Source organism: Prescottella sp. GW823-FHT02E09 (genome assembly GCF_058797375.1).
Map to the genome: position 1 here is coordinate 425,034 of NZ_JBXAJP010000002.1, position 22,391 is coordinate 447,424.

Consider the following 22,391-nt stretch of genomic DNA (forward strand, 5'->3'; position numbering starts at 1 on the left):
GCGCGATTAGCTCAGCGGGAGAGCGCTTCCCTGACACGGAAGAGGTCACTGGTTCAATCCCAGTATCGCGCACCAAGTTTCGAGGCTATATGCTCTACATGCCGAGATTCTTGATGTTTGTCAGACATGCGGATGTAGCGCAGCTGGTAGCGCATCACCTTGCCAAGGTGAGGGTCGCGGGTTCGAATCCCGTCATCCGCTCCACGGCCGGCCCCCGAGGTCGACCAGGAAGCCCGGTTTCCCGGGCTTCCGATCTTGAACCCGCGCGATTAGCTCAGCGGGAGAGCGCTTCCCTGACACGGAAGAGGTCACTGGTTCAATCCCAGTATCGCGCACCACCGAGAAGGGCACCTCCACCGGAGGTGCCCTTCTTGCGTTGGACCCCCTGTCGAGTTCCAGGGAGCCCGCCCGATTCGAACCTGAGGGATTCCTCATGTATCGTCGGGCGTGCCATCCCCCCCGATGGTGCGGAGCCCCAGCCCTGACCCCCCATCCACGGCTGGGGCTCACTCATTTCCTTCGGGCGGGCAGCCTCAGCCACCCGCCCGACGTGCCTATCCTCCGTTCCGCTTCGCGAGCAGATCGCGGAACCAGTGGTACGAATCCTTGGGCGTCCGCTCCAGCGTGTCGTAGTCCACGTGCACGAGCCCGAACCGTTCGAGGTAGCCGGCTGCCCATTCGAAGTTGTCGAGGATCGACCACACGAAGTAGCCGCGGACATCCACGCCGGCGTCCATCGCCTCCCGGACCGCAGCCAGGTGGTCTGCGTGATAGGCGATCCTGCGGTCGTCTCGCACCCGACCCGACGAGTCGGGATCCGGGTCGTGGAACGAGCACCCGCTCTCGGTGATGAACACCGGCGGGAGGGCCGCTCCGAATCGGTCGCGGAAGATCGTGAGGATCTCCCGCAGGCCGTCCGGGACGATCGGCCAGCCGAAATCGGTCTTCTCGCAACCTTCCAGCGGCACTGGCGCGAACGGCATTCCCGGCGGCAGATCGACCTCGAGCACCCCCTCCGTCCCCTCGCCCTCTCGTGGAGCGGCGATGATCGTGGGCTCGTAGTAGTTGATTCCGAACCAGTCGAGGGGCTGGGCGATGACAGCCAGGTCGTCGTCGACCGGTCCGGTGAGCAGCGCCGCGAGCTCGTCGGCCGGATACTTGCCGAGCAGGACCGGGTCGGCGAACGTCCAGTTGACGATGTGGTCGTAGATGTCGGCGGCCTCGACATCGGCCTCGGAGTCGCCGGCAGGATGAACAGGCGCGTGGTTGGACGCGATTCCGATGTTGCCGCAGCCCGCCGAACGCAGCGCCTGGACAGACAGACCGTGGCCGAGCAGCTGATGATGCGCGGCCTGCAGTGCGCCGAAGCCGAGCGACAGCCCGGGCGCGTGGACACCGAGGGCGTGACCGTAGAGCGTGTGCACGACGGGCTCGTTGAGTGGCATCCACATGCCGACCCGGTCACCGAGTCGCTCCCCCACGATCGCGGCGTACTCGGCGAGCCGCTGCGCCGTCGCCCGGTTCAGCCATCCCCCGTCGTCCTGGAGGGCCTGCGGCAGATCCCAATGGAACAACGTGACCGCCGGCGTGATACCGGCGGCACACAATTCGTCGACCAGTCGGTCGTAGAAGTCGAGACCCGCGGCGTTGACGGCGCCCTTGCCGTCGGGCTGGATCCGCGGCCACGACACGGACAGCCGGTAGGAGTCGATGCCGAGCTCACGCATCAAACGCACGTCGTCGCGGTACCGGTGATAGTGGTCGATCGCGACGTCGCCGGTCTCACCGCGCGCGATTACGCCAGGGACGGAACAGAATTCGTCCCAGATCGAACGTCCGCGTCCGCCCTCGGTCACCGCCCCCTCGATCTGATACGCCGCCGCCGCGACACCGAAGACGAAACCGTCGGGGAACTCGGGAACTGTTCGCTGTACCGCCATGATGAGCAGTGAAGCAGAGAACCCCACGAAACGGAGCGGAATATTGGACACTCGTCCAGTGATTCGAAACACGAAAACCCTTAGCGGCGCGCGCGTCTCGGCCGCCGTCGCCTTCGGCCTGCAGGGGTTCATGCTTGCCGTACTGCTGACCCAGCTGCCTCAGTTCAAGGAGAACCTCGGGTTCAGCGACACCCTGGTGGCCGTGACGGTCGTGGGGGTCTCGGTCGTCGCGGGCGTCGGCAGCGTCGTCGCCGAACAACTCGCGAAGGCCACCTCCAGTCGCACGACGCTGCGGGTGGGCCTGTTCGTCATTGCGGCCGGTGCGGTGGTGATCGCGCTCGCGACCTCGACACCGGCGTTCCTCGCCGCGTTCGCGTTCTACGGGATCGGACTCGGCATCGTCGACGCCTCGGCCAACATGCAAGCGGTGTCGATTCAGCACGCGTACGGCCGCGTCATCCTCTCCTCGTTCCATGCGTCGTGGAGCGTCGGAGCGATCCTCGGTGCCGGGTTCGTCGCGGTGTTCTCGACACTCGACCTGTCGGTCATGGTGTCCGTTCTCGTCGCGGCCGTCCTGGTCGCGCTGGTCTGCGCATGGATCGGGCCGCGACTGCTGCACACCGGCCATCAGAGGTCCGCGTCCTCTCCGGCCGTTCCGGTCGCGATTCCGCTGCGACCGTTCCTCGCCCTCGGCATCGCGATGATGCTGTTCTACGCGATCGACTTCGGTGTCGGTACGTACTCCCCTCTGTATCTCAAGGAGGTGCTGCTGTCCGATGCCGGCACCGCCGCCCTTGCGATGGCGGCCTACCAGGTGACCGCACTGATCTCGCGGCTGACCGGCGACATGTGGGTCGGGAAGTACGGCGAGATCGCCGTGGTGCGGGTCGGGGCGGTCATCAGCGTGATCGGTCTGCTGATGGTGGTTCTCGCGCAGGCGCCGGTGTTCGCGATCGTCGGATTCTTCGTCGTCGGACTGGGCGCCCCCGTCATCGCGCCCCTGAGCTTCAGCGCCGCCGGCCGGCTCGCTCCCCCCGACCAGACCGACGTCGTCGTCGCCCGGATCAATCTGTTCAACTACGCCGGAACGGTGATCGCCGGCGCCGTCATCGGCGGTATCGCGGCGGTATCGGATCTGCGGATCGGATTCGTCGCGCCGCTGCTGTTCGCGGTGGTGTTGTTCCTGCTCGCGCCCGCATTCGCGCCGCGCCGCGTATCGTCCGGCACCGCCCCGAGCGAATCCGCGCCCACCGGCGCCTGACCGTGTGTGTCCCGGGCCGAGTCGTCCGGCCCGTTCCGGACCGAGTCTGCGAGTCCGCCCCGGACAGTGATGTACTTACCCGGGACGCACACGACGTATACGAGGTGGAGCAGTGACGATTTCCGTGGACCGGGCCGGACTCTGGGATGCCGAGGCGTTGGCCGACGTCGCCGCGGTGACATTCCCGCTGGCGTGCCCGCCGCACGCGACGCGCGAGGACATCGCGGCGTTCATCGACAACGTGCTCTCCGCGGAGAAGTTCAGTGAGTACCTCACCGACTCGACACGCACGGTACTCAAGGCCACCAGCAACGGGGAGATCGTCGGCTACGTGATGCTGATCGACGGCACGCCCGACGACGACGCGGTGCGGTCGGCGGTGTCGCTGCACCCCACCACCGAGATCAGCAAGCTGTACGTGCTGCCCGGACGGCACGGCACCGGGGTGTCGGCCGCGCTGATGGATGCGGCCGTCGATCATGCCCGGAACGCGAACTGTGCCGGCGTATGGCTCGGCGTCAATCAGGAGAACGAGCGGGCACAGCGGTTCTACGTCAAGAACGGTTTCGAGAAGGTCGGCACCAAGACGTTCCGGGTGGGTGCCCAGACCCACCACGACTTCGTGATGCAGCGCAGCGTCTGATCATCGCGCCGCACCACGCGGCGTGGATCAGGCAGCGACCTCGAACCGCGACAGCGCGAGCAGACGCGACGTGGCACGCAGGTACTTCTTGCGGTAGCCACCGGCCACCATCTCCGGGGTGAAGATCTCGTCGAGCTTCGCACCCGACACGGTGACCGGGATGCTGGCGTCGTAGAGGCGGTCGGCGAGTACCACCAGGCGCAGGGCGACGGACTGGTCCGCGGCCGGGTGGACGCCCCTGATGAACACGGCCGGGACGCCCGCGACGAGCTTGCCGTAGCGCGACGGATGCAGCGTGCTCAGGTGCGCGCACAGCTCGTCGAAGTCGTCGAGCGTGGCGCCTTCGATCGCGTCGGCGCGCTCGAACAGATCGGCGTCGTCGGTGGGCTCGGGGGCGGGCGGCAGGTCCCGGTGGCGGTAGTCGGGTCCGTCGACCCGGATGGTCTCGAAGATCGAGCCGAGCTTCTTGATCTCACGCAGGAAGTCCTGCGCGGCGAAGCGTCCCTCGCCGAGTTGGCCGGGCAGCGTGTTGGACGTCGCGACGATGGAGACGCCACGCGCCGACAGCTCGGTCAGCAGCCGCGAGACGAGCATGGTGTCGCCCGGGTCGTCGAGCTCGAACTCGTCGATGCAGAGCACGCTGTGCGACGACAGCTCCTCGACCGCCCGGTTGAAGCCCAGCGCGCCGACGACGTGGGTGAGCTCAACGAACGTGCCGAAGGCCTTGGGCGACGGCGAGCTGTGGAAGATCGACGCGAGCAGGTGCGTCTTGCCGACACCGAAGCCGCCGTCGAGGTACAGACCGGCGCCCGTGGACGGGGCCTTCTTGCCGAACAGTCCGCGGCGTCCACCGCCGCGGATCTTCGCGACCTTGCCCGAGAACTCCTCGGCCTTGGCGACCGCGGCGGCCTGGCTGGGCTCCTTGGGATCGGGAATGTAGGAAGCGAAACTGACCTCGTCGAACATCGCCGGGGGCACCATTTGAGCAACCAATTGATCGGCCGGCACCACCGGATTGCGATCGACAAGACGTGCATGCATGCACTGAGCGTATCGACGTGCTGTGATCGAGCACGTGCACCGTCTGGATATTGCGACCTACCTCACACGAGAAACAGACGCCGATGACCGGCCGTCCGCGCTGAGCGACGACGACCTCCGTTCACTGTACGGATATCCGGTGGCTCTCGGCAGACCGTGGGTTCGCGTCAACTTCGTTGCCAGCATCGACGGCGCCGTGACCGTCGACGGCGCCAGCGCGGGACTCGGGTCCCCTGCGGACAAGCGGGTGTTCGCCGTCCTGCGCGAACTGGCCGACGTGATCGTCGTCGGCGCCGGCACCGTCCGCGCGGAGAACTACGGCGGCGCCCGCACCTCCCCCGAACTGGCCGAGCGTCGGATGGACAGCGGCCTGGCCGCGGTGGCCCGAATCGCGGTGGTCACCGCGAGCGCGAACCTGGATCCCGAGTCGCGCCTGTTCACCGACACCTTCGTGCCACCGCTCGTCCTGACGTCCGCCGCCGCGGCCCCCGACCGCCTGGCCCGGCTCCGCGACGCCGGAGCCGAGATCGAGACCGTCGCCGATCGGGACGTCGCCGGGCCCGCCGTCGTCGCCGCCCTGGATCGTCGTGGGCTGCGGCGGGTGCTGTGCGAGGGCGGACCCGGACTGTTCGGCACCCTCGTCACCGACGGTGTCGTCGACGAGGTGTGCCTGACGACGTCGCCGCAACTCGTCGCCGGCGGCGCCGGCCGCATCGCGGTGTCGCCGACCGCGAGCCCCACGCCGATGACCCGGGCGCACGTGCTCGGCGACGACGACGGCACCCTGCTCACCCGATGGGTATGCGCCCGCGGTGTGTGACGCGCCTGGCAGGCTGTCCGGCATGCAGTCGCTTGTGAGCAGGATCGGGGTCGCCGCGATCGCCGGGGCCGTTCTCGCCGTCGGTACTGCGTGCGGCGCGGGCCCGTCGGTGCGGCCCGACGTCGCAGTGGTCGAGGAGGGTGGCGCCGCCTCGACCACCACCGAGGCCGCCGCTCAGGCCCCGGCGCTGCAGACGCCGGTGACGGATCTGAACTGGGCCGACTGCACGGGCACCACCCTCGCCGCTGCCGGGCTCGGGCCGGGACCGGCCGGGTTGACGCTGGAATGTGCCGGCTTCACCGCACCGCTGGACGCCACCGGGTCCGCGCTGGGCCCGATCGAGGTGGGCGCCCTCCGCGCACGCCTGCCGCAGACCCCCGCGGATGCCGCCCCCCTCGTGGTGACGTCCGGGTCCGACATCGCGTCCTCGGCCACCCTCGCGGCGCTCGCAACCGGACCGAGTGCCACGCTGCTCGAGCGTCAGCCGATCGTCGCGATCGATCGACGCGGCATCGGATCGTCGACGCCGATCGACTGCGGTCGGTCCCTGGATCGACGCGCGATCGCCGACCTGGGCCAGTTCACCCCCTCGGCCACGCAGGGCGTCGACGAGGTGGCGGCCCTGGCCCGGGACGCGACCGTGGCCTGCACGGATGCGCTGCAGCCTTCCGAACTCTGGTACGACACCACCCACGCCGCCGACGACCTCGAGCAACTGCGGCGCATCTGGCAGGTCGATCGCCTGGGCATTCTCGGTACCGGCAACGGCGCGGCGGTCGCGCTGGCGTACGCGGCGAGGCACCCCGACGCGGTGGGCCGGCTGGTGCTCGACGCGCCGGCCGCAACGACCGCCGACGCCGCGACCGCGGCCGAGCACCGGGTGCAGGGCCAGGAGGCGGCACTCGCCGACTTCAGCCGGCGATGCGCCGCCCTGAACTGCTCGCTCGGGCCGGATCCGACCGCCGCGATCGCGGCGTTGCGGGACCGCGCCGCCGCCGGTGAACTGGCGACGGTGTCGTCGAGCGCACTGCTGGCGACGATCTCCGCGTTCCTGGGGTCGCCACGTGGCGACCAGACCGCCCGTGTGCGCGAGCTCGCCGACGTGCTGTCGGCGGCGGGACGCGGCGACACCGGCCCGCTGCTCGGGCTGATCGGCACGACCGAGGCCGCGGTCGGCTCCGACGGCCAGTTCGTCGCGCGGTGCAGCGACGGTCAGCAGTGGCCGGGGCCGGGACGAGCCCGCGAACTGCAGGAGGCGTGGGGTGTGACGTATCCGATGTTCGGTGCCGACGCCGCTGTCGGTCTGATGCGCTGCTCGGCCTGGCCGACGATGCCACCGCCGCCGCTGCCCGGCGGCCTCGACGTGCCGGTGCTGGTCCTCAGCGGCGCCGCCGACCCCGTGGTCGGCAACGCCGGCCTGGCCACCGTTACCGGGTCTCTGGCGAGCGCGGGCACCAAGTGGTCGAGCATGACATGGGAGGGCTACGGCCACCCGGTGACCACGCATTCGGATTGCGCCCGTCAATCCCTCACCCGCTACCTCGCGACGGCCGAACTCCCGACCGAGGGCAGCGCCTGCCCGGCGTGACGCGCCGGGGTTGCCGCGCCTGCCCCAGGCCGCGGCGGTGTACCGTGCCGTAGTGTTCCTTCGACGATTCGAGCCGCGTACCGGCCGCACCACCGCCGAGGTCGTCAACTTCGCCCTGTGGCCGATTGCCGTGATGACGGTGATCCACCGGATCGTCGTCAGGGCGGTCAACGGATCGGTCACCGACGACTACGCGCCCGTCTATCAGGCAGCGTTGGCCTTCCTCAATCGTCGCGAGGTCTACATCGCGAACTTCAACTCGGTCGACCCGCACTACCTCTACCCGCCGAGCGGCACCATGCTGCTGGCGCCTATCGCGCTCCTCGATCCCGAGAAGTCCCGTTGGCTGTTCATCCTGGCCAACGCGATCGCGGTCATCATCGCGCTGTACCTGCTGCTGAAGATGTTCGACCTCGCCCTGAGCTCGATCGCCGCGCCGATCCTGCTCTTCGCAGCCTTCTCCACCGAGACGGTGTCGAACACGCTGATCTTCTCCAACATCAACGGGCTGATCCTGCTCGCCGAGATGGCCTTCCTGACGTTGCTGCTGCGCCGCAGGGACATGTGGGCCGGTGCCGCGATCGGCCTGACCTTCGCCATCAAACCGATTCTCGCGCCGCTGTTGTTGCTGCCGCTCGTGCGCGGTCAGTGGAAGGTGTTCGTCACCGCGGTCGGTGTGCCGTTGGTGCTGATGGCGATCGCCTGGCCGCTCGCCGTCGACCCGATGGAGTACATCAACCACACGATCCCGTACCTGTCGCAGTCGCGGGACTACTTCAACAGCGCGATCGTCGGCAACGGCACCTACTACGGCCTGCCCGTCGCCATGATCTGGGGACTGCGCATTGCCTTCGCCGCGATGGTGGCGGTGTCGCTGTGGCTGCTGTACCGGTACTACCGCCAGGACGAGGTGTTCTTCGTCGCGACCACGTCCGGTGTGCTGCTGACGGCGTCGTTCCTGCTCGGCTCGCTGGGCCAGCTGTACTACTCGATGCTGCTGTTCCCGCTCGTGATGACCGTCCTGCTCCGCAACTCGGTGCTGCGCAACTGGCCGGCCTGGCTCGCGCTCTACGGCGTGTTCAGCGCCGACTCCTGGATGTCGAACCGGTTCCTCGAGGAGGGCCGCGCCGCCGAGTATCTCAAGGGGACGCTCGGCTGGAGCCTGCTGCTCATCGTGATCTTCGCGGTGCTGGTGAACCGGTACCTCACCGCGAAGCGGGAGGGCCGACTGGACTCGGGAATCGATCCGGACTTCCTCGTGGCCGACCGAACCGCCACCGCCCCCGTGCCGGCGAAGGTCTGACGCACGCGTTCGTGGATCGTATTAGCGTGAGGCCATGAGTTCCACACAGGATTCCGGCCTTCCCGCACCCAAGTTCCAGCGCAGCGACGCCGAGTGGCGCGCACACCTCACGCCCGAGGAGTACCAGGTGCTCCGACAGGCCGGGACGGAGCGTCCACACGTCGGCGAGTACACCGACACGACCACCGAGGGCGTGTACTCGTGCCGCGCGTGCGGTGCCGAACTGTTCCGCAGCACCGAGAAGTTCGAGTCGCACTGCGGTTGGCCGTCGTTCTTCGACCCCGCGGAGTCGGATGCGGTCATCCTGCGCGCCGACAACTCACTCGGCATGCACCGCGTCGAGGTGCTGTGCAGCAACTGCCACAGCCACCTCGGGCACGTCTTCGAGGGCGAGGGCTACCCCACCCCGACCGACCAGCGGTACTGCATCAACAGCATCTCGTTGCGGCTGCAGCCGGCGGACGAGGCCTGACGTGAGGAGCCCCGACGACCGGTCCGGTCGTCGGGGCGTTTCCCGTACTGTCCGCTACCTGGCCACGCGCCCGCGCGTCGCGAGCGAGTTCAGCACGGCCGCGGCCTGGTCGGCGCCGTCGACGGTGACGGTGAATTTGGAGCCGTCGCCGCGGGTGACGCGCAGCGCCTCGCCCGGTCGCACGAGCAGCCCCACACCGTCGGGGCCGACGCGGTAGCCGATGCCGCCATAGCGGTTGATCAGTCCGATCTTCACGACGTCGGCGCGGGCGATCTCGTCGAGCGGGATCCGGCGACGGCCGCCGGTGAGGACGTAGCGCGTCTCGAGTCCGCGCCCGTCGACGACGACGCGCACCGGCGCCAGAGTCACGCCGAGCAGCAGCGCGCTGACGAGCCCGGTGACCAGCAGTTCCGGACCCACGGTCCGGGACACCACGAGTGCGAGCGCGACCGGCAGCAGCCCGAGCCCGGTGGCGGCCCAACGGGGCAACGCCGCCGACCCGGTCCACACCACGGATTCGGTGTCGGCGAGTTCGAGTCGCGGCGCATCGGTCGGCGGCACCGCTGCGACCGGCACCGCGACGGCCCGGCCCACCATCGGCAGGGCGACGCACCCGGCGACGATCCCGAGGAGTGCGATCGGGACGAGCCACCAGAGAGCGATCGTCGCGTCGGTAGCATCCGCCAGGCCGCGCTGCGGGGCGAGCAGAACCACCGGCAGAACCGCGAGCGCGGTCCCGGTGCCCGACGCCACCGCGGCCCCCATCCGGCCGGCCCGTACGTCCCGGCGAGTGAACGCCGCCACGACACCGGCGAGCAGCAACGCGAACGCCGGGCCCAGCAGCGGCCACCAGAGCACGGACCCGTGCCCCGCGAAGCCGTCGGCCACGCCACCCGGCCCGAAGTGGACGGCGACCGGATCGGGCAGCTCGGCCGACCACCCGGCGAGCACCGCGCAACCGATCACGGCCGCGACGACCGGCAGCAACAACGCCCCCACAGGGCCGCGGAACCCCGAAACATTCTGTACCGCAGTCGAGTCGGTCATGCCATCTCCTTCTTCACCAGATCGAGCAGGTCTGCCGCACTCATGCCGTGACGCTTCGCCTCCGCGACGAGACCGCGAACCGCTTCCTGTAAGCGTCCACGGGTCGTGGCGTCCTCCGCGACCACCGCACCACGTCCGCGTCGGAGCTCGATGAGCCCCTCGTCGCGCAGCAGCTGGTATCCGCGGAGCACGGTGTGGATGTTGACGTCCAGCGACGTCGCGAGGTCGCGCGCCGAGGGCAGCCGCTCCCCCGTGACCACGGAGCCGTCGGCGATCGCGCCGCGCACCGACGCGGCGAACTGCTCGTACAGCGGTACGGCGGAAGACTGATCGATACGGATGAGCACACACCCACCATATTGTTCTAGTTCAAATAGAACAAGTCAGAGCGGAGGGTCGAACGCCTTGATCGGAGGCAGATCGCCGTCGAAGCGCTCGATCTGGACCAGCACGTGCTGGCCGGTGCAGCCGTGCGACAGGCGCGAGGCGCCCACGTCGGCGGTCAGCACGTTGGGGTTTCCGTGCACGCACATCGAGCCGGGGTCCGCCGGGTCGAGCGGGTCGTACCAGGCGCCGGTCGACAGTTGCACCACCCCGCGCAGGACGCCGTCGTCGAGCACGACACCGGCGAGGCAGGATCCCCGGTCGTTGAACACCCGGACCACGTCGCCGGCCGCGAGACCGCGGTCGGCGGCATCGTCGGGGTGCAGCCGGATCGGTTCACGCCCCTGGACCTTCGACGCCTGACTGGCCGCACCGTGGTCGAGTTGGCCGTGCAGGCGGGTTCGGGGCTGATTCGCAATCAGGTGGAGCGGAAACTGCTGCGCGCGTTCGCCGCCGAGCCACTCGTCGGGCTCGTACCAGCGCGGGTGTCCGGCGCAGTCGTCGTAGCCGAAACCGTCGATGTCGGCGGAGAAGATCTCTATACGCCCACTCGGCGTGGTCAGCGGATTCCTGCGTGGATCGTCCCGGAACTCGGAGAACAGCGAAAGCCCGTCCTCGGTGCGCATCCGCACGTGCCCGCGTCGCCAGAACTCGCCGAACTCGGGCGCCTCGAGGTGCGCCGGGTCCGCCAGCACGAACCCCCGCCACTGCTCGTACAGGTGCTCGATCCACTGCTGCGCCGTGCGGCCCTCGGTGAAGCGTTCCCCGAACCCGAGACGGTGCGCGAGCGCGGCGAACGTGTCGTAGTCGTCGCGCGCGTCGGCGTAGCGGGGCACCGCCCGGTGCATCGCGACCAGCAACGGATCGTTGCGGGTGCACGCGAGATCGTCGCGTTCGAGCGACGTGGTCGACGGGATCACGATATCGGCGTGCCGGGCCATCGGCGTCCAGTACGGTTCGTGCACGACGATCGTGTCCGGCCGGGCCAACGCGCGGCGCAGCCTTGCGAGATCCTGATGGTGGTGGAACGGGTTGCCGCCGGCCCAGTACACCAGGCGGGTGTCGGGGAAGGTGAGCCGGCGGCCGTCGAAGTCGAACTCCTCCCCCGGGTGCAACAGCAGATCCGCGATCGCGGCCACCGGGATGAGATCCGGCACCGGGTTGCTGCCCTGGAACAGCGTCGGCAACGGGTACGGCACCGGGGCCAGCCCGGGCTCGTTCATCGACCCGTAGCCGTGGCCGAAACCGCCTCCGGGAAGCCCGATCTGACCGAGCATCGCGGCGAGCGTCACACCCATCCACGGCGCCTGCTCCCCGTGGCGGACGCGCTGGAGCGACCATGTCACCGTCAGCATCGTCCGGCCCGCCGCCATCCGGCGGGCCAACGCGGTGATCTGCTCGGCCGGCACCCCCGACATCGCCGACGCCCATTCCGGCGTCTTGGGGACGCCGTCGTCGATCCCGAGCAGGTAGCGCTCGAACCGGTCGTAGCCCACGCAGTACCGCGCGAGAAAATCCCTGTCGTGCAGTCCCTCCGACGCCAGCACGTGTGCCAGGCCGAGCATGATCGCGACGTCGGATCCCGGGACCGGCGCGATCCACTCGCACCGGCCGTGCAGGTCGTCACGCAGGGGGCTGATCGAGACCACCTCGCCGCCCCGCTCCCGGAGCCGGTCGAGACCGCTGCGGGTCGGATGTTCGCTGGTGCCACCGCCGTTGACGGCGGTGTTCTTGAGCGGCACCCCGCCGAAGCACACCATCAGATCGGTGTGGGCGGCGATGACGTCCCAGTTGGTGGAGCGCGCGAACAGCTTCCAGTGCGTGCCGACCACCCGCGGCATGATGACGCCGGTCGCGCCCAGCGAATAGGTGTGCACCGAGCGGGTGTAGCCGCCGAGCATGTTGAGGAACCGGTGCACCTGACTCTGCGCGTGGTGGAACCTCCCGGCACTCGCCCAGCCGTAGGAGCCGCCGAAGATCGCGCGGTTACCGTGCTCGTCGACTACGCGGCGCAACTCCCGCGCCAACAGGTCCAGCAATTCGTCCCACGTCACGGGGACGAACTCGTCGGCTCCGCGCTTCTCGGACGGGCCGGGACCGGATTCGAGCCAGCCCCGCCGGACTGCGGGCCCGCTGATCCGAGCGCGGTGGCGCACCGACCCGGGCAGGTTCCCGAGGATCGGGGACGGATCGGAGTCTCCCGCGTAGGGGTGCACGGCACTCACGTCGCCGCAGGCGGACTCGACCTCGAACATGCCCCAGTGCGCCATGTGCTGGTACCGCGTCGCCGAACTCACGGCCCTCAGTCTGCCAGCGGGACTCACGGCACGAGAAAGACGCCTGTTCCGGCGATGAACTCGCCGCCCGTCGTCATCGACGCGGTCACCGGTCCCGCCCCGGTATACACACTGACCGCCTCGCTGTACGGGATGGGCAGCACCCCGAATGCGCCGGTGGCGAGGTTCCGCCAGTGCATGTGGTAGCCGCCTTTGACTGTCGGCTGTCCCGGCTGCGGCGGATACAGGGCGGGGAACGTCACCGTCCCGGGCTCACCCGTGATCGCCGCAGCGGTGAACGAGCAGATGACGTACAAGGTGCTGCAGATCCCGACGAGTGGAATCTGGAAGGTGTTCACCGTGGGCGCGGCCGACGCCTGCGGCATCGGCGACACCGCGAGACCGGCCACGACGCCGGTCGCCAGAACTCCCGCACCGAGGAACCGTCGTGGACTCCGCATCGCATGCCCCTCTCGTGGGCCCGCATGTGCGCTCAGGGTACGAGAGCCGAGCCACCTCGGGCCGCGGTACACACGAAACACCCCGCACCTGTCAGGTGCGGGGTGTTTCGTATCGGGGTCAGGGCAGGGAGTTGACCAGTTGCTCGACGCTCACGCGGGGGCCCGTGAAGAACGGGGTCTCCTCGCGCACGTGCATGCGTGCCTCGGTGGCGCGCAGGTCACGCATCAGGTCGACGATGCGGTCCAGTTCCGGGGCCTCGAACGCGAGGATCCACTCGTAGTCGCCGAGCGCGAACGCGGGGATCGTGTTGGCGCGGACGTCCGGGTAGGTGCGGCCGGCCATGCCGTGATCGGCGAGCATCTTGCGACGGTCGGCGTCGGGCAGCAGGTACCACTCGTACGAGCGGACGAACGGGTACACGCAGATGTAGTCGCCCGGGTCCTCGCCGGCGATGAACGACGGGACGTGGCTCTTGTTGAACTCGGCCGGACGGTGCAGCGCGACGTTGGACCACACCGGATCGCTCACCTGACCGAGGTCGGTGGTGCGACGGAAGTCCTTGTACAGCTTCTGCAGATCCTCGAGACGCTCCGCGTGCGTCCAGATCATGAAGTCGGCGTCGGCGCGGACGCCGGCGACGTCGTAGATACCGCGCAAGACGACGTCGGTGTCCTCGTACGAGTCGAAGAACGCCTGCGCCTGCTTCACGGCTGCGGCACGGTCGTCACCGAGGACGCCGGGCTGCACCTGGAAGACGGAGAACATCGCGTAGCGAAGGGTGGAATTGAGCTTGTCGAAATCGAGGCGTGCCATGCCGCTCATCCTGCCACTCGCGCTGCGAGCCGTGTCGCCGCCGTCGTCGCGGACGCCACGCACGCCGGGACGCCGACTCCGTGCAGGTACGCACCCGCGACCTCGAGCCCGTCCACATCGGCCGCCGCGGCCTCGATCGCGGCCACCCGATCCAAGTGACCGGGCGCATACTGCGGCAGCCCGCCGTGCCAGCGCGCGACGATCGCGTCGACCGGATCGGCCCGCACCCCCGTGACTGTCTCGAAGTCGGCACGAGCCTTCGCGATCAGCTGTGCGTCGGTCGAATCGACGACGCCGGCGTCCCCGAACCGTCCGTACGACGCCCGCACCAGCGTGACGTCCCGGTCGGCCAGGTGCGGCCACTTGCGGCTCGACAGCGTGAACGCCTTGGCGCCCAACGACTCCCCGGTCGCGACCAGGATCCCGGAGTTCTCCGGGACACCGGCGTCGGTGGGCAGGGCGAGCGCGACGACCGCCGACGATGCGAGCTCGATGCCGCGGCCCGCCTCGGCGAGACGGGGTGCCGCGGCGGCGACGAGGTCGACCATGTTCGGCGCCGGCAGCGCGAGGACGATCCCGTCCACATGACCCACGGGATCGACCCACCAGCCGTCCTCGTCCCGGCGCAGTCCGGTGGCCGGCTCGCCCAGGACCGTCTCGGGTGCGGCCGCGACGCGCAGCGCGTCGAGCAGGACGCCGTAACCGTCGCGCAGGGTGCCGAACACCGGGCCCGGCGACGGCGTCGGCAGCGCCGCCTGGACCGCCGCGGTGAGGCTCGGTGCGCCGGAGTCGAGCGCGGCGGCCAGTGTCGGCAGCGCGGCCCGCACCCCGATCGAGTCCGACAGCCCCGAGTAGACGCCACCGAGGAGCGGGTCGACCGACCTGCGTACCACCTGCTCACCGAAGCGGCCGCCGACGAGGGCCGCGACGTCGACGTCGGCCGCCGGATCCCACTCGAACGGCACGGTCGGCTCGGCGACGATGCGCGCGAGCGTGTCCGCGTCGACCAGTCCGGCCACCGACCGTGGATCCGACGGGATGCCCATCAGTGTCCGCGTCGGCAACGGGTGGAGAGAGCCCTCCGACCAGATCAGCGGCGAGCGTCCCGCCGGATGGACCAACTGGTCCTGCAGGCCCAGTTCGACGATCAGGTCCGCGACCTCGGGGCGACGGGCGATGAACGCCTCGGCACCCACGTCGACGGGATCGCCGGCCAGATCCACGGTCCGCAGCTTGCCGCCGGTCCGAGGCCCCGCCTCGACAACGGTGATCCGGGCGCCGTCACCGAGGTGTTGCCGCAGCCGATAGGCCGCGACGAGCCCGGTGACGCCGCCACCGACGACCGCTACCGAGACGCGCCGACCGGTCACAACGAGTGCACCAGCTCCACGACGTCGGTGAGCACGGCCGGATCGGTGTCCGGCAGCACGCCGTGGCCGAGGTTGAAGATGTGTCCGGTGGCGCCGGCCGCGAGCGCGGCGTCCGCCTCCGCGGCGATGCGCCGAACCTGCTTCTCGACCGCGGGCCATCCCGCGAACAGCACCGCGGGGTCGAGGTTGCCCTGCAGGGCCTTGCCGGGTCCGACGCGGCGGGCGGCGACGTCCAGCGGAATCCGCCAGTCGACGCCGACGACGTCGGCGCCGGCCTCACCCATCGCGCCGAGGAGCTCACCGGTACCGACACCGAAGTGGATGCGTGGCACCTGGGCCGACTCGACCTCGGCGAACACCCGCTCGGAGTGCGGCAGCACGAACTCGCGGTACTCGGCGAGCGACAGCGCGCCCGCCCACGAGTCGAACAGCTGGATGGCATCGACACCCGCGTGGAGCTGGGCCTGCAGGAACGCGATGGTGGTGTCCGCGATAGTTCCGAGCAGCGCGTGCCACGTCTTGGGGTCGGCGTGCATGAGCGCCTTGGTGCGCTCGTGGTTGCGACTCGGGCCGCCCTCGACGAGGTACGAGGCAAGCGTGAACGGGGCACCGGCGAAACCGATCAAAGGCGTCTCGCCGAGCTCGGAGGTGAGCAATCGCACCGCCTTCGAGACGGCGCCGACCTCGTCGGGAACCAGACGCGGCAGCGCCGCGACGTCGGCGGTGGTCCGCACGGGGTTCTTCACGACGGGTCCGACACCGGCCACGATGTCGAGGTCGATGCCCGCAGCCTTCAGCGGAACGACGATGTCGGAGAACAGGATCGCCGCGTCCACCTTGTGCCGCCGCACGGGCTGCATCGTGATCTCGCAGACCAGCTCCGGATCGAAGCAGGACTCGAGCATCCCGATTCCCGCCCGGATCTCCCGGTACTCCGGCAACGAGCGTCCGGCCTGACGCATGAACCACACGGGTCGATGCTTCACCGGACGGCCGGTGGCCGCCGCCAACAACGGTGCGTCGTCGAGGACCCGTCGAGACGGGTACTCGGCACGCCCGGTCATACCTGCATTCGTATCTTCCAAGCCGCTCATCGGGCTCCATGCTGCCATGACCGGGCGCCGGGGCAGAATCGGCGCGCCTCCGACGCCCTACCAGGTGCGGCGTCTAACGTCCGCTGGTGTGACGACCCCGGGATTACCCAACGAGCCCGCCCAGTTCCGCGCCGCTGTCGACGCGATGAATTCGGCCGAGGTTCACCCGGATATCGAGCTCGGCCCCATCCGCCCGCCGCAGCGCCTCGCGCCGTTCAGCTACGCGATCGGCGCCGAGGTCCGCCACCCCGACGACACGGCCGTCGCCGAACACTCCGAAGGCGACGCATTCGGACGCCTGATCCTGCTGCACGATCCCGACGGCGACGAGGCGTGGAGCGGCACAATGCGGCTGGTGGCCTACATCCAGGCCGACCTCGAACCGGCCCTCGCCGCCGATCCGCTCCTCCCCGAGGTTGCGTGGAGCTGGCTGGTCGACGCCCTCGACGAGCGGGCCGACGAAGTGGTCGCACTGGGCGGCACGGTGACAGCGACGAGTTCGGTGCGGTACGGCGACATCGCCGGACCACCGCGAGCCCATCAACTCGAACTCCGGGCGTCGTGGACTGCGACATCCACCGCCCTGGCCTCGCACGTCGAGGCCTTCTGCGAGGTCCTCGCCTCCGCAGCCGGGCTCCCGCCGGCCGGAATCGCGACCCTCGGCCGCCGATCCTGAACCGCCGGCCGGTCGGGTCTCCGGGGGACGGCGAACGCTATCCCACACCCTCCGCGGCCGCACCGAGAGAATCGGCGGAATCGCCCCCGACGCCCTCCTGCTGCGGGGCGTCCTCCGACAGCTGACGGGCACGCGCCCAGTCGAGGAAGTCGGCGACGCCTTTCGCCACTCGGAGACTCCGGATGGACGGGAAGATGTCGAACGCGTGCTGAGCGCCCCGCAATTCGGCGTACGCCACCGGATTCGCCGACACCTCACGGAGTCGGTCGACGAACTCGCGTGCCTCGGCGACGGGAATGAACGAGTCGCTGGTGCCGTGCACCACGAAGAACGGGGGCGCATCCTCACGCAGGTGTGCCCGCGGAGACGCCGCGAGGTAGTCGCGGGGGAACTGCGCCTCCTTGCCCAGCACCATCGGAGAGAGCCCGGACTCGACGCGCTGACGGGTCGCCTTGATCCCGGTCTCCCCCGCGAAGTCGTACACGCCGTAGTGCGGAACACACGCCTGGACCGAGGTGTCCGCCTCCTCGAAACCGGGTTGCAGGCCGGTGTCCCCGCCCGTCAATGCCGCCATCGCCGCCAGGTGGCCGCCGGCCGAACCACCGGTGACCGCGATGAACTCGGGATCGCCACCGAACAGGGCTACGTTGCCGCGAAGCCAGGACAGAGCCCGCTTGACGGCGATCAGATGCTCCGGCCATACCGCCCTCGGCGACAAGGGGTAGTTGATCGCGGCGCACACCCAACCACGCGACGCCATCTCCAGCATCAGCGGGATGCCCTGATGATCCTTGCTGCCGATGACCCACCCGCCGCCGTGGATCTGAAGCAGGACAGGCGCGTTCGCCGGCGTGTCCCGACGGTGGTAGATGTCGATCCGGAACCGTCGCCCGCCGGGCGCGTAGTCCAGGTTCTTCACCCGCACGACGTCGTCTCGGCGCATTCGGAACGGGAACGCCAACTGTCGCCACGGGGTCTGCGGGACCGGACGAGCCGCACCGCCCACCGAGCGATAGTCCGGGCCCAGTGCCGATTCCAGTGCCGACTCCACCTCGGCCCGCGCCCCACGACCGGTCGCGATGACGGCCGCGAGTCCCGCGATCGACGCCCCGGCCGCAGCGAGTCCGACGGCGTCACTGCGGCGACGGATGCCATGGCGCGCGACGTGGACGGCAGCATCGACCGCGGTCGCAGCAAGCAATTGCGGGGCGAGTTCCGCGGTCAGCCATCCGGACAGGAAGGTCGGCACCGACATCGGCATCCCCGGCACGGGCCGCAGCGCATTGGCCGTCAGCGCGGCAGTTGCCACCTGCCTCAACAGGAACCTGTTACCAATACTCATAAACCTATTTAACCATGACGTTTGTCACATCGCCCACGGCAAACTGGAACAGGTTCTACCGTTATCTGCATGGAGAGACTCAGTGGATTGGATGCCAGCTTCCTCTATCTCGAAACCCCGACCCAGATGCTGCACGTGTGCGGCCTCATCATTCTCGACGGGTCCACCATCCCCGGTGGCTATTCTTTCGCAAAGCTGCGTGACGAGTTGGCGGTTCGCGTCAAATCGATGCCGAGCTTCAAGCGTCGCCTCAAGGACAGCCGCTTCAATCTGGACCACCCCGTGTGGGTCGACGACACCGATTTCGACATCGACCGCCACTTCCACCGGATCGCGGTGCCCGCGCCGGGCGGCCGCGACGAACTGTCGGAAATGTGCAGCTCGATCGCCAGCCAACCCATGGACCGCACCCGCCCGCTATGGGAGATGTTCGTCATCGAGGGCCTCGAGGACGGCTCGGTGGCCGTGATGTCGAAGATGCACCACGCCAACGTCGACGGCGTCACCGGCTCCAACCTGATGTCGCAGCTGTGCGGCCTCGAACCCGACGCCCCGCGACCCGAGTTCGATCAGCTCCCCGAGGGCGCCGGGCGCGCGAGCTCGCTGGACATCGCGGTCAACGGCCTGCTGTCGTTCGCCACGCGACCGCTGAAGATGGTGAAGCTGCTCCCGGACAGCGTGTCGCTGCTGCCGAACTGGATCGGGCGGGCCCGCAAGGGTGAGGCGATGCCGACACCGTTCACCGCGCCGCGCACTTCGTTCAACGGTGCGATCACCGGTCGCCGGACCATCGCGTACACGGAACTGAGCCTCGACGACGTCAAGCTCGTCAAGAACGCCTTCGGCGTCAAGGTCAACGACGTCGTGCTCACGATGTGCGCCGGCGCGCTGCGCAAGTATCTCGAGGACCGCCACGAACTCCCCGACAGCTCACTGGTCGCGACGGTGCCGGTCTCCGTCCACGACAAATCCGACCGTCCGGGCACCAACCAGATCTCGGTCATGTTCACCCAGCTCGGGACGGACATCGCCGATCCGGTCGAGCGGCTGCACTTCATCGCCGAACACAACGCGATCAACAAGAACCACCACAACGAGGCGCTGGGCGCGACCCTGCTGCAGGACTGGGCGCAGTTCGCGGCGCCGGCCACGTTCGGCAGCGCGATGCGGGTGTACTCCAAGCTGAAGCTGGCAGAGCGTCACCCCGTGGTGCACAACCTCGTGGTCTCGAACGTCCCCGGCCCGCCGATGCCGCTGTACTTCCTGGGCGCACGCATCAAGCAGATGTACCCGCTCGGACCGGTCTTCCACGGCGCCGGCCTCAATGTGACGGTGATGTCACTCGAAGGCCGACTGGACGTGGGGCTCGTGTCCTGCAAGGAACTCGCGCCGCACCTGTGGGATCTGGCGGACGCCTTCCCGGCAGCGCTGGCCGAACTCGTCAAGGCCGCACGCGCGCAAGCACGGAAGAAGAAGCAGCCAGCAGTCCCTCGGTGAACGGCCCGGCGTTCATGACGCACGACGAGTGACCGCAATCCACCTCGTACGTGGCGGCGCCGGCGATCTGGCGAGCGAGCCAGCGCTGGCGCCGCGGCGGAATGATCAGGTCTCTGGTGGGCACCACGACGGCGGTGGGCACGTCGATGTCACCGACCCACGCCGTCGAATCGAACTTGCCGATCTCGGCGGTGGCCCGGCCGATCGCGCCGTAGCTGGTCTCCCGGAACTGGGAGTACGCCCAGACACGGTCCCCGCCGAACCGCGGCCCGCCGACCGGGACCGGACCGGGACGCGGCTTGAGCGCGCCGAGCCCCACACTGAGCGATTCGAGCGCCACCCGCTCACGCGAGTTCCGCTTGAAGTGCGCCGCGCCCGCGCACAGCACCAGACCGGCCACCCGGTCGCGGTGTCGCTTCCACGTGAGCTGCGAGACCAGCGACCCCATCGAGTACCCGACCGGCACGACGCGGTCGATCCCCAGTGCGTCTGCGAGCGCGACGACGTCGTCGGCGCAGTCCTCCAGCGTGAACCGCTCCGAGCGGATACCGCGACCGTGCCAACGCTGATCGAGGACCACCACCCGCGACTTCGCCGCGAGCTTGGCGATGGCGGGGTACCACGTCAACGTGCCGGTGCAGGCGAGCGCGTGCAGCAACACCAGCGTCGGCCTGCCGCTGTTGCCCGGGGTCGCACCCGTATCGATGACGTAGGTGCTGCCCCGGCCGGGCAACTCGACCATGGAACCGGCCGGCACCTCGCCGACGGGAGCGACGGCGGCCGCAAGGTTGAGCATCGATCTGCCTTCCGATCAGGGGTCCTCGATCCGCCGGGAGAGGCCGTGCGGACAAAACTGGAACTCGTTCTACCTCATGCCCCCACCGCCCGCGACCGATTCCGGCATTCCGCCCGGGGACACCGACGGGCCGGCCGGTGCGCGGACCAGCCGCAGCCGCCGATCGAAGTGGTATTGGTCACATGTTCAACTTTTTGCCGGAATTGCCGCGCGACGCGCGGATCTCGACGTGGAATCGCGCCCTCGCCACGTAGAGTTGCCCCCTATGCCAGATACCACCGAGCCCACCCCCACACCCGTGCCACTACTGGTTCCGGCAGACGGGGTGCCGCCGGTGATCGAGACGGCCGACGGCGTCCGCGACGCCGCCGAGCGCATCGCCGCGGGCACCGGCCCGCTCGCCGTCGACGCGGAGCGCGCGTCCGGATTCCGCTACTCGTCTCGCGCATACCTGGTGCAGTTGCGGCGCGCGGGCGCCGGCACCTTCCTGCTCGATCCGATTCCGACCGCCGAGGACCTGGCGCCACTTCGTGACGCGATCAACGACCTCGAGTGGGTGCTGCACTCCGCCGACCAGGACCTGCCGTGCCTCGCCGAACTCGGCCTCGAGCCGGCCGCACTGTTCGACACCGAACTGGCCGGACGACTCGCCGGCTTCGAACGCGTGGGCCTGGCCGCGATCGTCGAACGCACGCTCGGGCTCGAACTCCGCAAGGGTCACGGAGCGGCCGACTGGTCGTCGCGGCCGCTCCCCGACGCATGGCTCAACTACGCGGCCCTCGACGTCGAGGTGCTGCTCGAACTCCAGGATGCGATGGCGAAAGAGCTGGCGTCCCAGGACAAGACGGAATGGGCGAGGCAGGAGTTCGAGCACGTCCGGCTGGCCGGACCACCGCAGCCCAAGCCCGAACGGTGGCGGCGGACGTCGCAGATCCACAGCCTCAAGAGCCCCCGCCAGCTCGCCGCCGTCCGCGAGTTGTGGACCGCACGCGACGAGGTGGCCCGCAAGCGGGACATCTCACCCAGTCGGATCCTGCCGGACTCGGCGATCGTCGCCGCAGCGAGCGCCGATCCCAAGAGCATCGAGACACTCCGTGCCCTGCCCGTCTTCGGCGGACCGCGGCAGCGTCGGTCGTCCCGACTGTGGCTGTCCGCTCTCGAGCGCGCCCGCGCGCTGCCGCAGACGGAACTGCCCCCGATCAATCAGCCGTTCACCGGTCCGCCGCCGCCCAGCCGCTGGGCCAAGCGCGACCCCGAGGCGGCGGAACGCCTCAACGCCGCCAAGGCCGGCATCACCGAACTGAGCGAGCGCGTGAAGGTGCCCGTCGAGAACCTGCTGAGCCCGGATCTGGTGCGTCGAATCTGCTGGGAACCGCCGGGCGACGACTCGGATCCGTCCGGCGCGATCGACGCAGCTCTCGCGGTGGGTGGCGCGCGCCCGTGGCAGCGGGAACTGACCGTACCGATCCTCGCGGAAGCGGTGCGGGCACAGCGCTGAACTGCGCAGACGGGGTCAACTACGCCCCGTATGTTACCGGCGGGTAATTAGCGCTACAGTGGTGCGTG

General features: G+C 69.3%; 20 protein-coding genes and 3 tRNA genes. 12 read left to right on the forward strand and 11 right to left on the reverse strand.

The genetic code is table 11. From position 1 onward, the window contains the following. From AC1RIF_RS06130 to AC1RIF_RS06140, 3 genes are all read left to right on the forward strand, one after another. Positions 1-75 (forward strand) — tRNA-Val (locus AC1RIF_RS06130). Positions 76-128: 53 nt separating this feature from the next. Then, a tRNA-Gly gene (locus tag AC1RIF_RS06135) sits at positions 129-204 on the forward strand. Positions 205-263: 59 nt separating this feature from the next. Then, a tRNA-Val gene (locus AC1RIF_RS06140) sits at positions 264-338 on the forward strand. 216 nt (positions 339-554) lie between these two features. Here the strand turns inward: AC1RIF_RS06140 and AC1RIF_RS06145 are convergent. After that, positions 555-1,940 (reverse strand): GH1 family beta-glucosidase, encoded by a 1,386-nt coding sequence (locus tag AC1RIF_RS06145; protein ID WP_492600786.1) that lies wholly within the window; start codon positions 1,938-1,940, stop codon positions 555-557. Between the two features lie 58 nt (positions 1,941-1,998). Between AC1RIF_RS06145 and AC1RIF_RS06150 the strand changes: the two genes are divergently transcribed. Continuing rightward, positions 1,999-3,201: an MFS transporter gene (locus AC1RIF_RS06150; RefSeq protein WP_492600481.1), complete on the forward strand. Its 1,203-nt coding sequence runs from the start codon at positions 1,999-2,001 to the stop codon at positions 3,199-3,201. A gap of 112 nt (positions 3,202-3,313) precedes the next feature. Then, positions 3,314-3,844, forward strand: coding sequence for a GNAT family N-acetyltransferase (locus AC1RIF_RS06155; protein WP_492600482.1), 531 nt, complete (start codon positions 3,314-3,316; stop codon positions 3,842-3,844). 27 nt (positions 3,845-3,871) lie between these two features. On the opposite strand, the gene zapE is transcribed toward AC1RIF_RS06155, so the two are convergent. Continuing rightward, positions 3,872-4,885, reverse strand: coding sequence for a cell division protein ZapE (zapE, locus tag AC1RIF_RS06160; protein WP_492600483.1), 1,014 nt, complete (start codon positions 4,883-4,885; stop codon positions 3,872-3,874). 22 nt (positions 4,886-4,907) lie between these two features. On the opposite strand from zapE, the gene AC1RIF_RS06165 reads away from it, so the two are divergent. The 4 genes from AC1RIF_RS06165 to msrB are packed head-to-tail and all read left to right on the forward strand — an operon-like array spanning position 4,908 to position 9,068. Further along, complete coding sequence (locus AC1RIF_RS06165; RefSeq protein ID WP_492600484.1) at positions 4,908-5,705, forward strand: pyrimidine reductase family protein; 798 nt, start codon at positions 4,908-4,910, stop codon at positions 5,703-5,705. Positions 5,706-5,727: 22 nt separating this feature from the next. Further along, on the forward strand, positions 5,728-7,293 hold the full coding sequence (locus AC1RIF_RS06170; protein WP_492600485.1) for an alpha/beta fold hydrolase: 1,566 nt from the start codon (positions 5,728-5,730) through the stop codon (positions 7,291-7,293). 52 nt (positions 7,294-7,345) lie between these two features. Then, positions 7,346-8,596, forward strand: coding sequence for a glycosyltransferase family 87 protein (locus tag AC1RIF_RS06175; RefSeq protein ID WP_492600486.1), 1,251 nt, complete (start codon positions 7,346-7,348; stop codon positions 8,594-8,596). Between the two features lie 34 nt (positions 8,597-8,630). Beyond that, positions 8,631-9,068, forward strand: a complete 438-nt coding sequence (gene msrB / locus AC1RIF_RS06180) for a peptide-methionine (R)-S-oxide reductase MsrB (RefSeq protein ID WP_492600487.1) — start codon at positions 8,631-8,633, stop codon at positions 9,066-9,068. A 54-nt stretch (positions 9,069-9,122) separates the two neighbouring features. Here the strand turns inward: msrB and AC1RIF_RS06185 are convergent, their stop codons facing one another. The 7 genes from AC1RIF_RS06185 to hemE form a co-directional block, all read right to left on the reverse strand. Further along, positions 9,123-10,115 (reverse strand): SdpI family protein, encoded by a 993-nt coding sequence (locus AC1RIF_RS06185; protein WP_492600488.1) that lies wholly within the window; start codon positions 10,113-10,115, stop codon positions 9,123-9,125. Further along, entirely contained in the window at positions 10,112-10,462 is a 351-nt protein-coding gene (locus AC1RIF_RS06190) for a GntR family transcriptional regulator (RefSeq protein WP_492600489.1), read from the reverse strand. Before AC1RIF_RS06190 ends, AC1RIF_RS06185 begins: the two co-directional genes overlap by 4 nt. A gap of 36 nt (positions 10,463-10,498) precedes the next feature. Next, complete coding sequence (locus AC1RIF_RS06195; protein ID WP_492600787.1) at positions 10,499-12,769, reverse strand: molybdopterin guanine dinucleotide-containing S/N-oxide reductase; 2,271 nt, start codon at positions 12,767-12,769, stop codon at positions 10,499-10,501. Positions 12,770-12,819: 50 nt separating this feature from the next. Further along, the gene (locus tag AC1RIF_RS06200; RefSeq protein ID WP_492600490.1) at positions 12,820-13,236 is read right to left on the reverse strand and encodes a hypothetical protein; all 417 of its coding nucleotides are present in this window, start codon (positions 13,234-13,236) and stop codon (positions 12,820-12,822) included. 118 nt (positions 13,237-13,354) lie between these two features. Then, the gene (gene hemQ, locus AC1RIF_RS06205) at positions 13,355-14,050 is read right to left on the reverse strand and encodes a hydrogen peroxide-dependent heme synthase (RefSeq protein ID WP_492600491.1); all 696 of its coding nucleotides are present in this window, start codon (positions 14,048-14,050) and stop codon (positions 13,355-13,357) included. Positions 14,051-14,055: 5 nt separating this feature from the next. After that, complete coding sequence (locus AC1RIF_RS06210) at positions 14,056-15,420, reverse strand: protoporphyrinogen oxidase (RefSeq protein ID WP_492600492.1); 1,365 nt, start codon at positions 15,418-15,420, stop codon at positions 14,056-14,058. Then, positions 15,417-16,484 carry a uroporphyrinogen decarboxylase gene (hemE, locus tag AC1RIF_RS06215; protein ID WP_492600788.1) on the reverse strand — a complete coding sequence of 356 codons (1,068 nt, stop codon included), beginning with the start codon at positions 16,482-16,484 and terminating at the stop codon, positions 15,417-15,419. The genes AC1RIF_RS06210 and hemE overlap by 4 nt, the downstream gene beginning before the upstream one ends. A 118-nt stretch (positions 16,485-16,602) precedes the next feature. Here hemE and AC1RIF_RS06220 point away from each other — a divergent pair, with 118 nt between their 5' ends. Continuing rightward, complete coding sequence (locus tag AC1RIF_RS06220; protein ID WP_492600493.1) at positions 16,603-17,190, forward strand: DUF3000 domain-containing protein; 588 nt, start codon at positions 16,603-16,605, stop codon at positions 17,188-17,190. A gap of 37 nt (positions 17,191-17,227) precedes the next feature. Here AC1RIF_RS06220 and AC1RIF_RS06225 read toward each other — a convergent pair whose 3' ends face one another. Then, positions 17,228-18,499 carry an alpha/beta hydrolase fold domain-containing protein gene (locus AC1RIF_RS06225; protein WP_492600494.1) on the reverse strand — a complete coding sequence of 424 codons (1,272 nt, stop codon included), beginning with the start codon at positions 18,497-18,499 and terminating at the stop codon, positions 17,228-17,230. A 102-nt stretch (positions 18,500-18,601) separates the two neighbouring features. On the opposite strand from AC1RIF_RS06225, the gene AC1RIF_RS06230 reads away from it, so the two are divergent. Then, positions 18,602-20,029: a WS/DGAT/MGAT family O-acyltransferase gene (locus AC1RIF_RS06230; protein ID WP_492600495.1), complete on the forward strand. Its 1,428-nt coding sequence runs from the start codon at positions 18,602-18,604 to the stop codon at positions 20,027-20,029. On the opposite strand, the gene AC1RIF_RS06235 is transcribed toward AC1RIF_RS06230, so the two are convergent. Further along, the gene (locus AC1RIF_RS06235) at positions 19,974-20,825 is read right to left on the reverse strand and encodes an alpha/beta fold hydrolase (RefSeq protein ID WP_492600496.1); all 852 of its coding nucleotides are present in this window, start codon (positions 20,823-20,825) and stop codon (positions 19,974-19,976) included. The genes AC1RIF_RS06230 and AC1RIF_RS06235 overlap by 56 nt on opposite strands. Positions 20,826-21,090: 265 nt before the next feature. Here AC1RIF_RS06235 and AC1RIF_RS06240 point away from each other — a divergent pair, with 265 nt between their 5' ends. Further along, complete coding sequence (locus AC1RIF_RS06240; protein ID WP_492600497.1) at positions 21,091-22,323, forward strand: HRDC domain-containing protein; 1,233 nt, start codon at positions 21,091-21,093, stop codon at positions 22,321-22,323. Positions 22,324-22,391 lie beyond the last annotated feature (68 nt).

Coding starts and splice junctions, on each gene's coding strand:
- AC1RIF_RS06145 (WP_492600786.1), bottom strand. CDS start 1,940: ATGGCGGTACAGCGAACAGTTCCCGAGTTCCCCGACGGTTTCGTCTTC.
- zapE (WP_492600483.1), bottom strand. CDS start 4,885: ATGCATGCACGTCTTGTCGATCGCAATCCGGTGGTGCCGGCCGATCAA.
- AC1RIF_RS06170 (WP_492600485.1), top strand. CDS start 5,728: ATGCAGTCGCTTGTGAGCAGGATCGGGGTCGCCGCGATCGCCGGGGCC.
- msrB (WP_492600487.1), top strand. CDS start 8,631: ATGAGTTCCACACAGGATTCCGGCCTTCCCGCACCCAAGTTCCAGCGC.
- AC1RIF_RS06185 (WP_492600488.1), bottom strand. CDS start 10,115: ATGACCGACTCGACTGCGGTACAGAATGTTTCGGGGTTCCGCGGCCCT.
- AC1RIF_RS06195 (WP_492600787.1), bottom strand. CDS start 12,769: ATGGCGCACTGGGGCATGTTCGAGGTCGAGTCCGCCTGCGGCGACGTG.
- AC1RIF_RS06200 (WP_492600490.1), bottom strand. CDS start 13,236: ATGCGGAGTCCACGACGGTTCCTCGGTGCGGGAGTTCTGGCGACCGGC.
- hemQ (WP_492600491.1), bottom strand. CDS start 14,050: ATGGCACGCCTCGATTTCGACAAGCTCAATTCCACCCTTCGCTACGCG.
- hemE (WP_492600788.1), bottom strand. CDS start 16,484: ATGACCGGGCGTGCCGAGTACCCGTCTCGACGGGTCCTCGACGACGCA.
- AC1RIF_RS06230 (WP_492600495.1), top strand. CDS start 18,602: ATGGAGAGACTCAGTGGATTGGATGCCAGCTTCCTCTATCTCGAAACC.
- AC1RIF_RS06235 (WP_492600496.1), bottom strand. CDS start 20,825: ATGCTCAACCTTGCGGCCGCCGTCGCTCCCGTCGGCGAGGTGCCGGCC.
- AC1RIF_RS06240 (WP_492600497.1), top strand. CDS start 21,091: ATGCCAGATACCACCGAGCCCACCCCCACACCCGTGCCACTACTGGTT.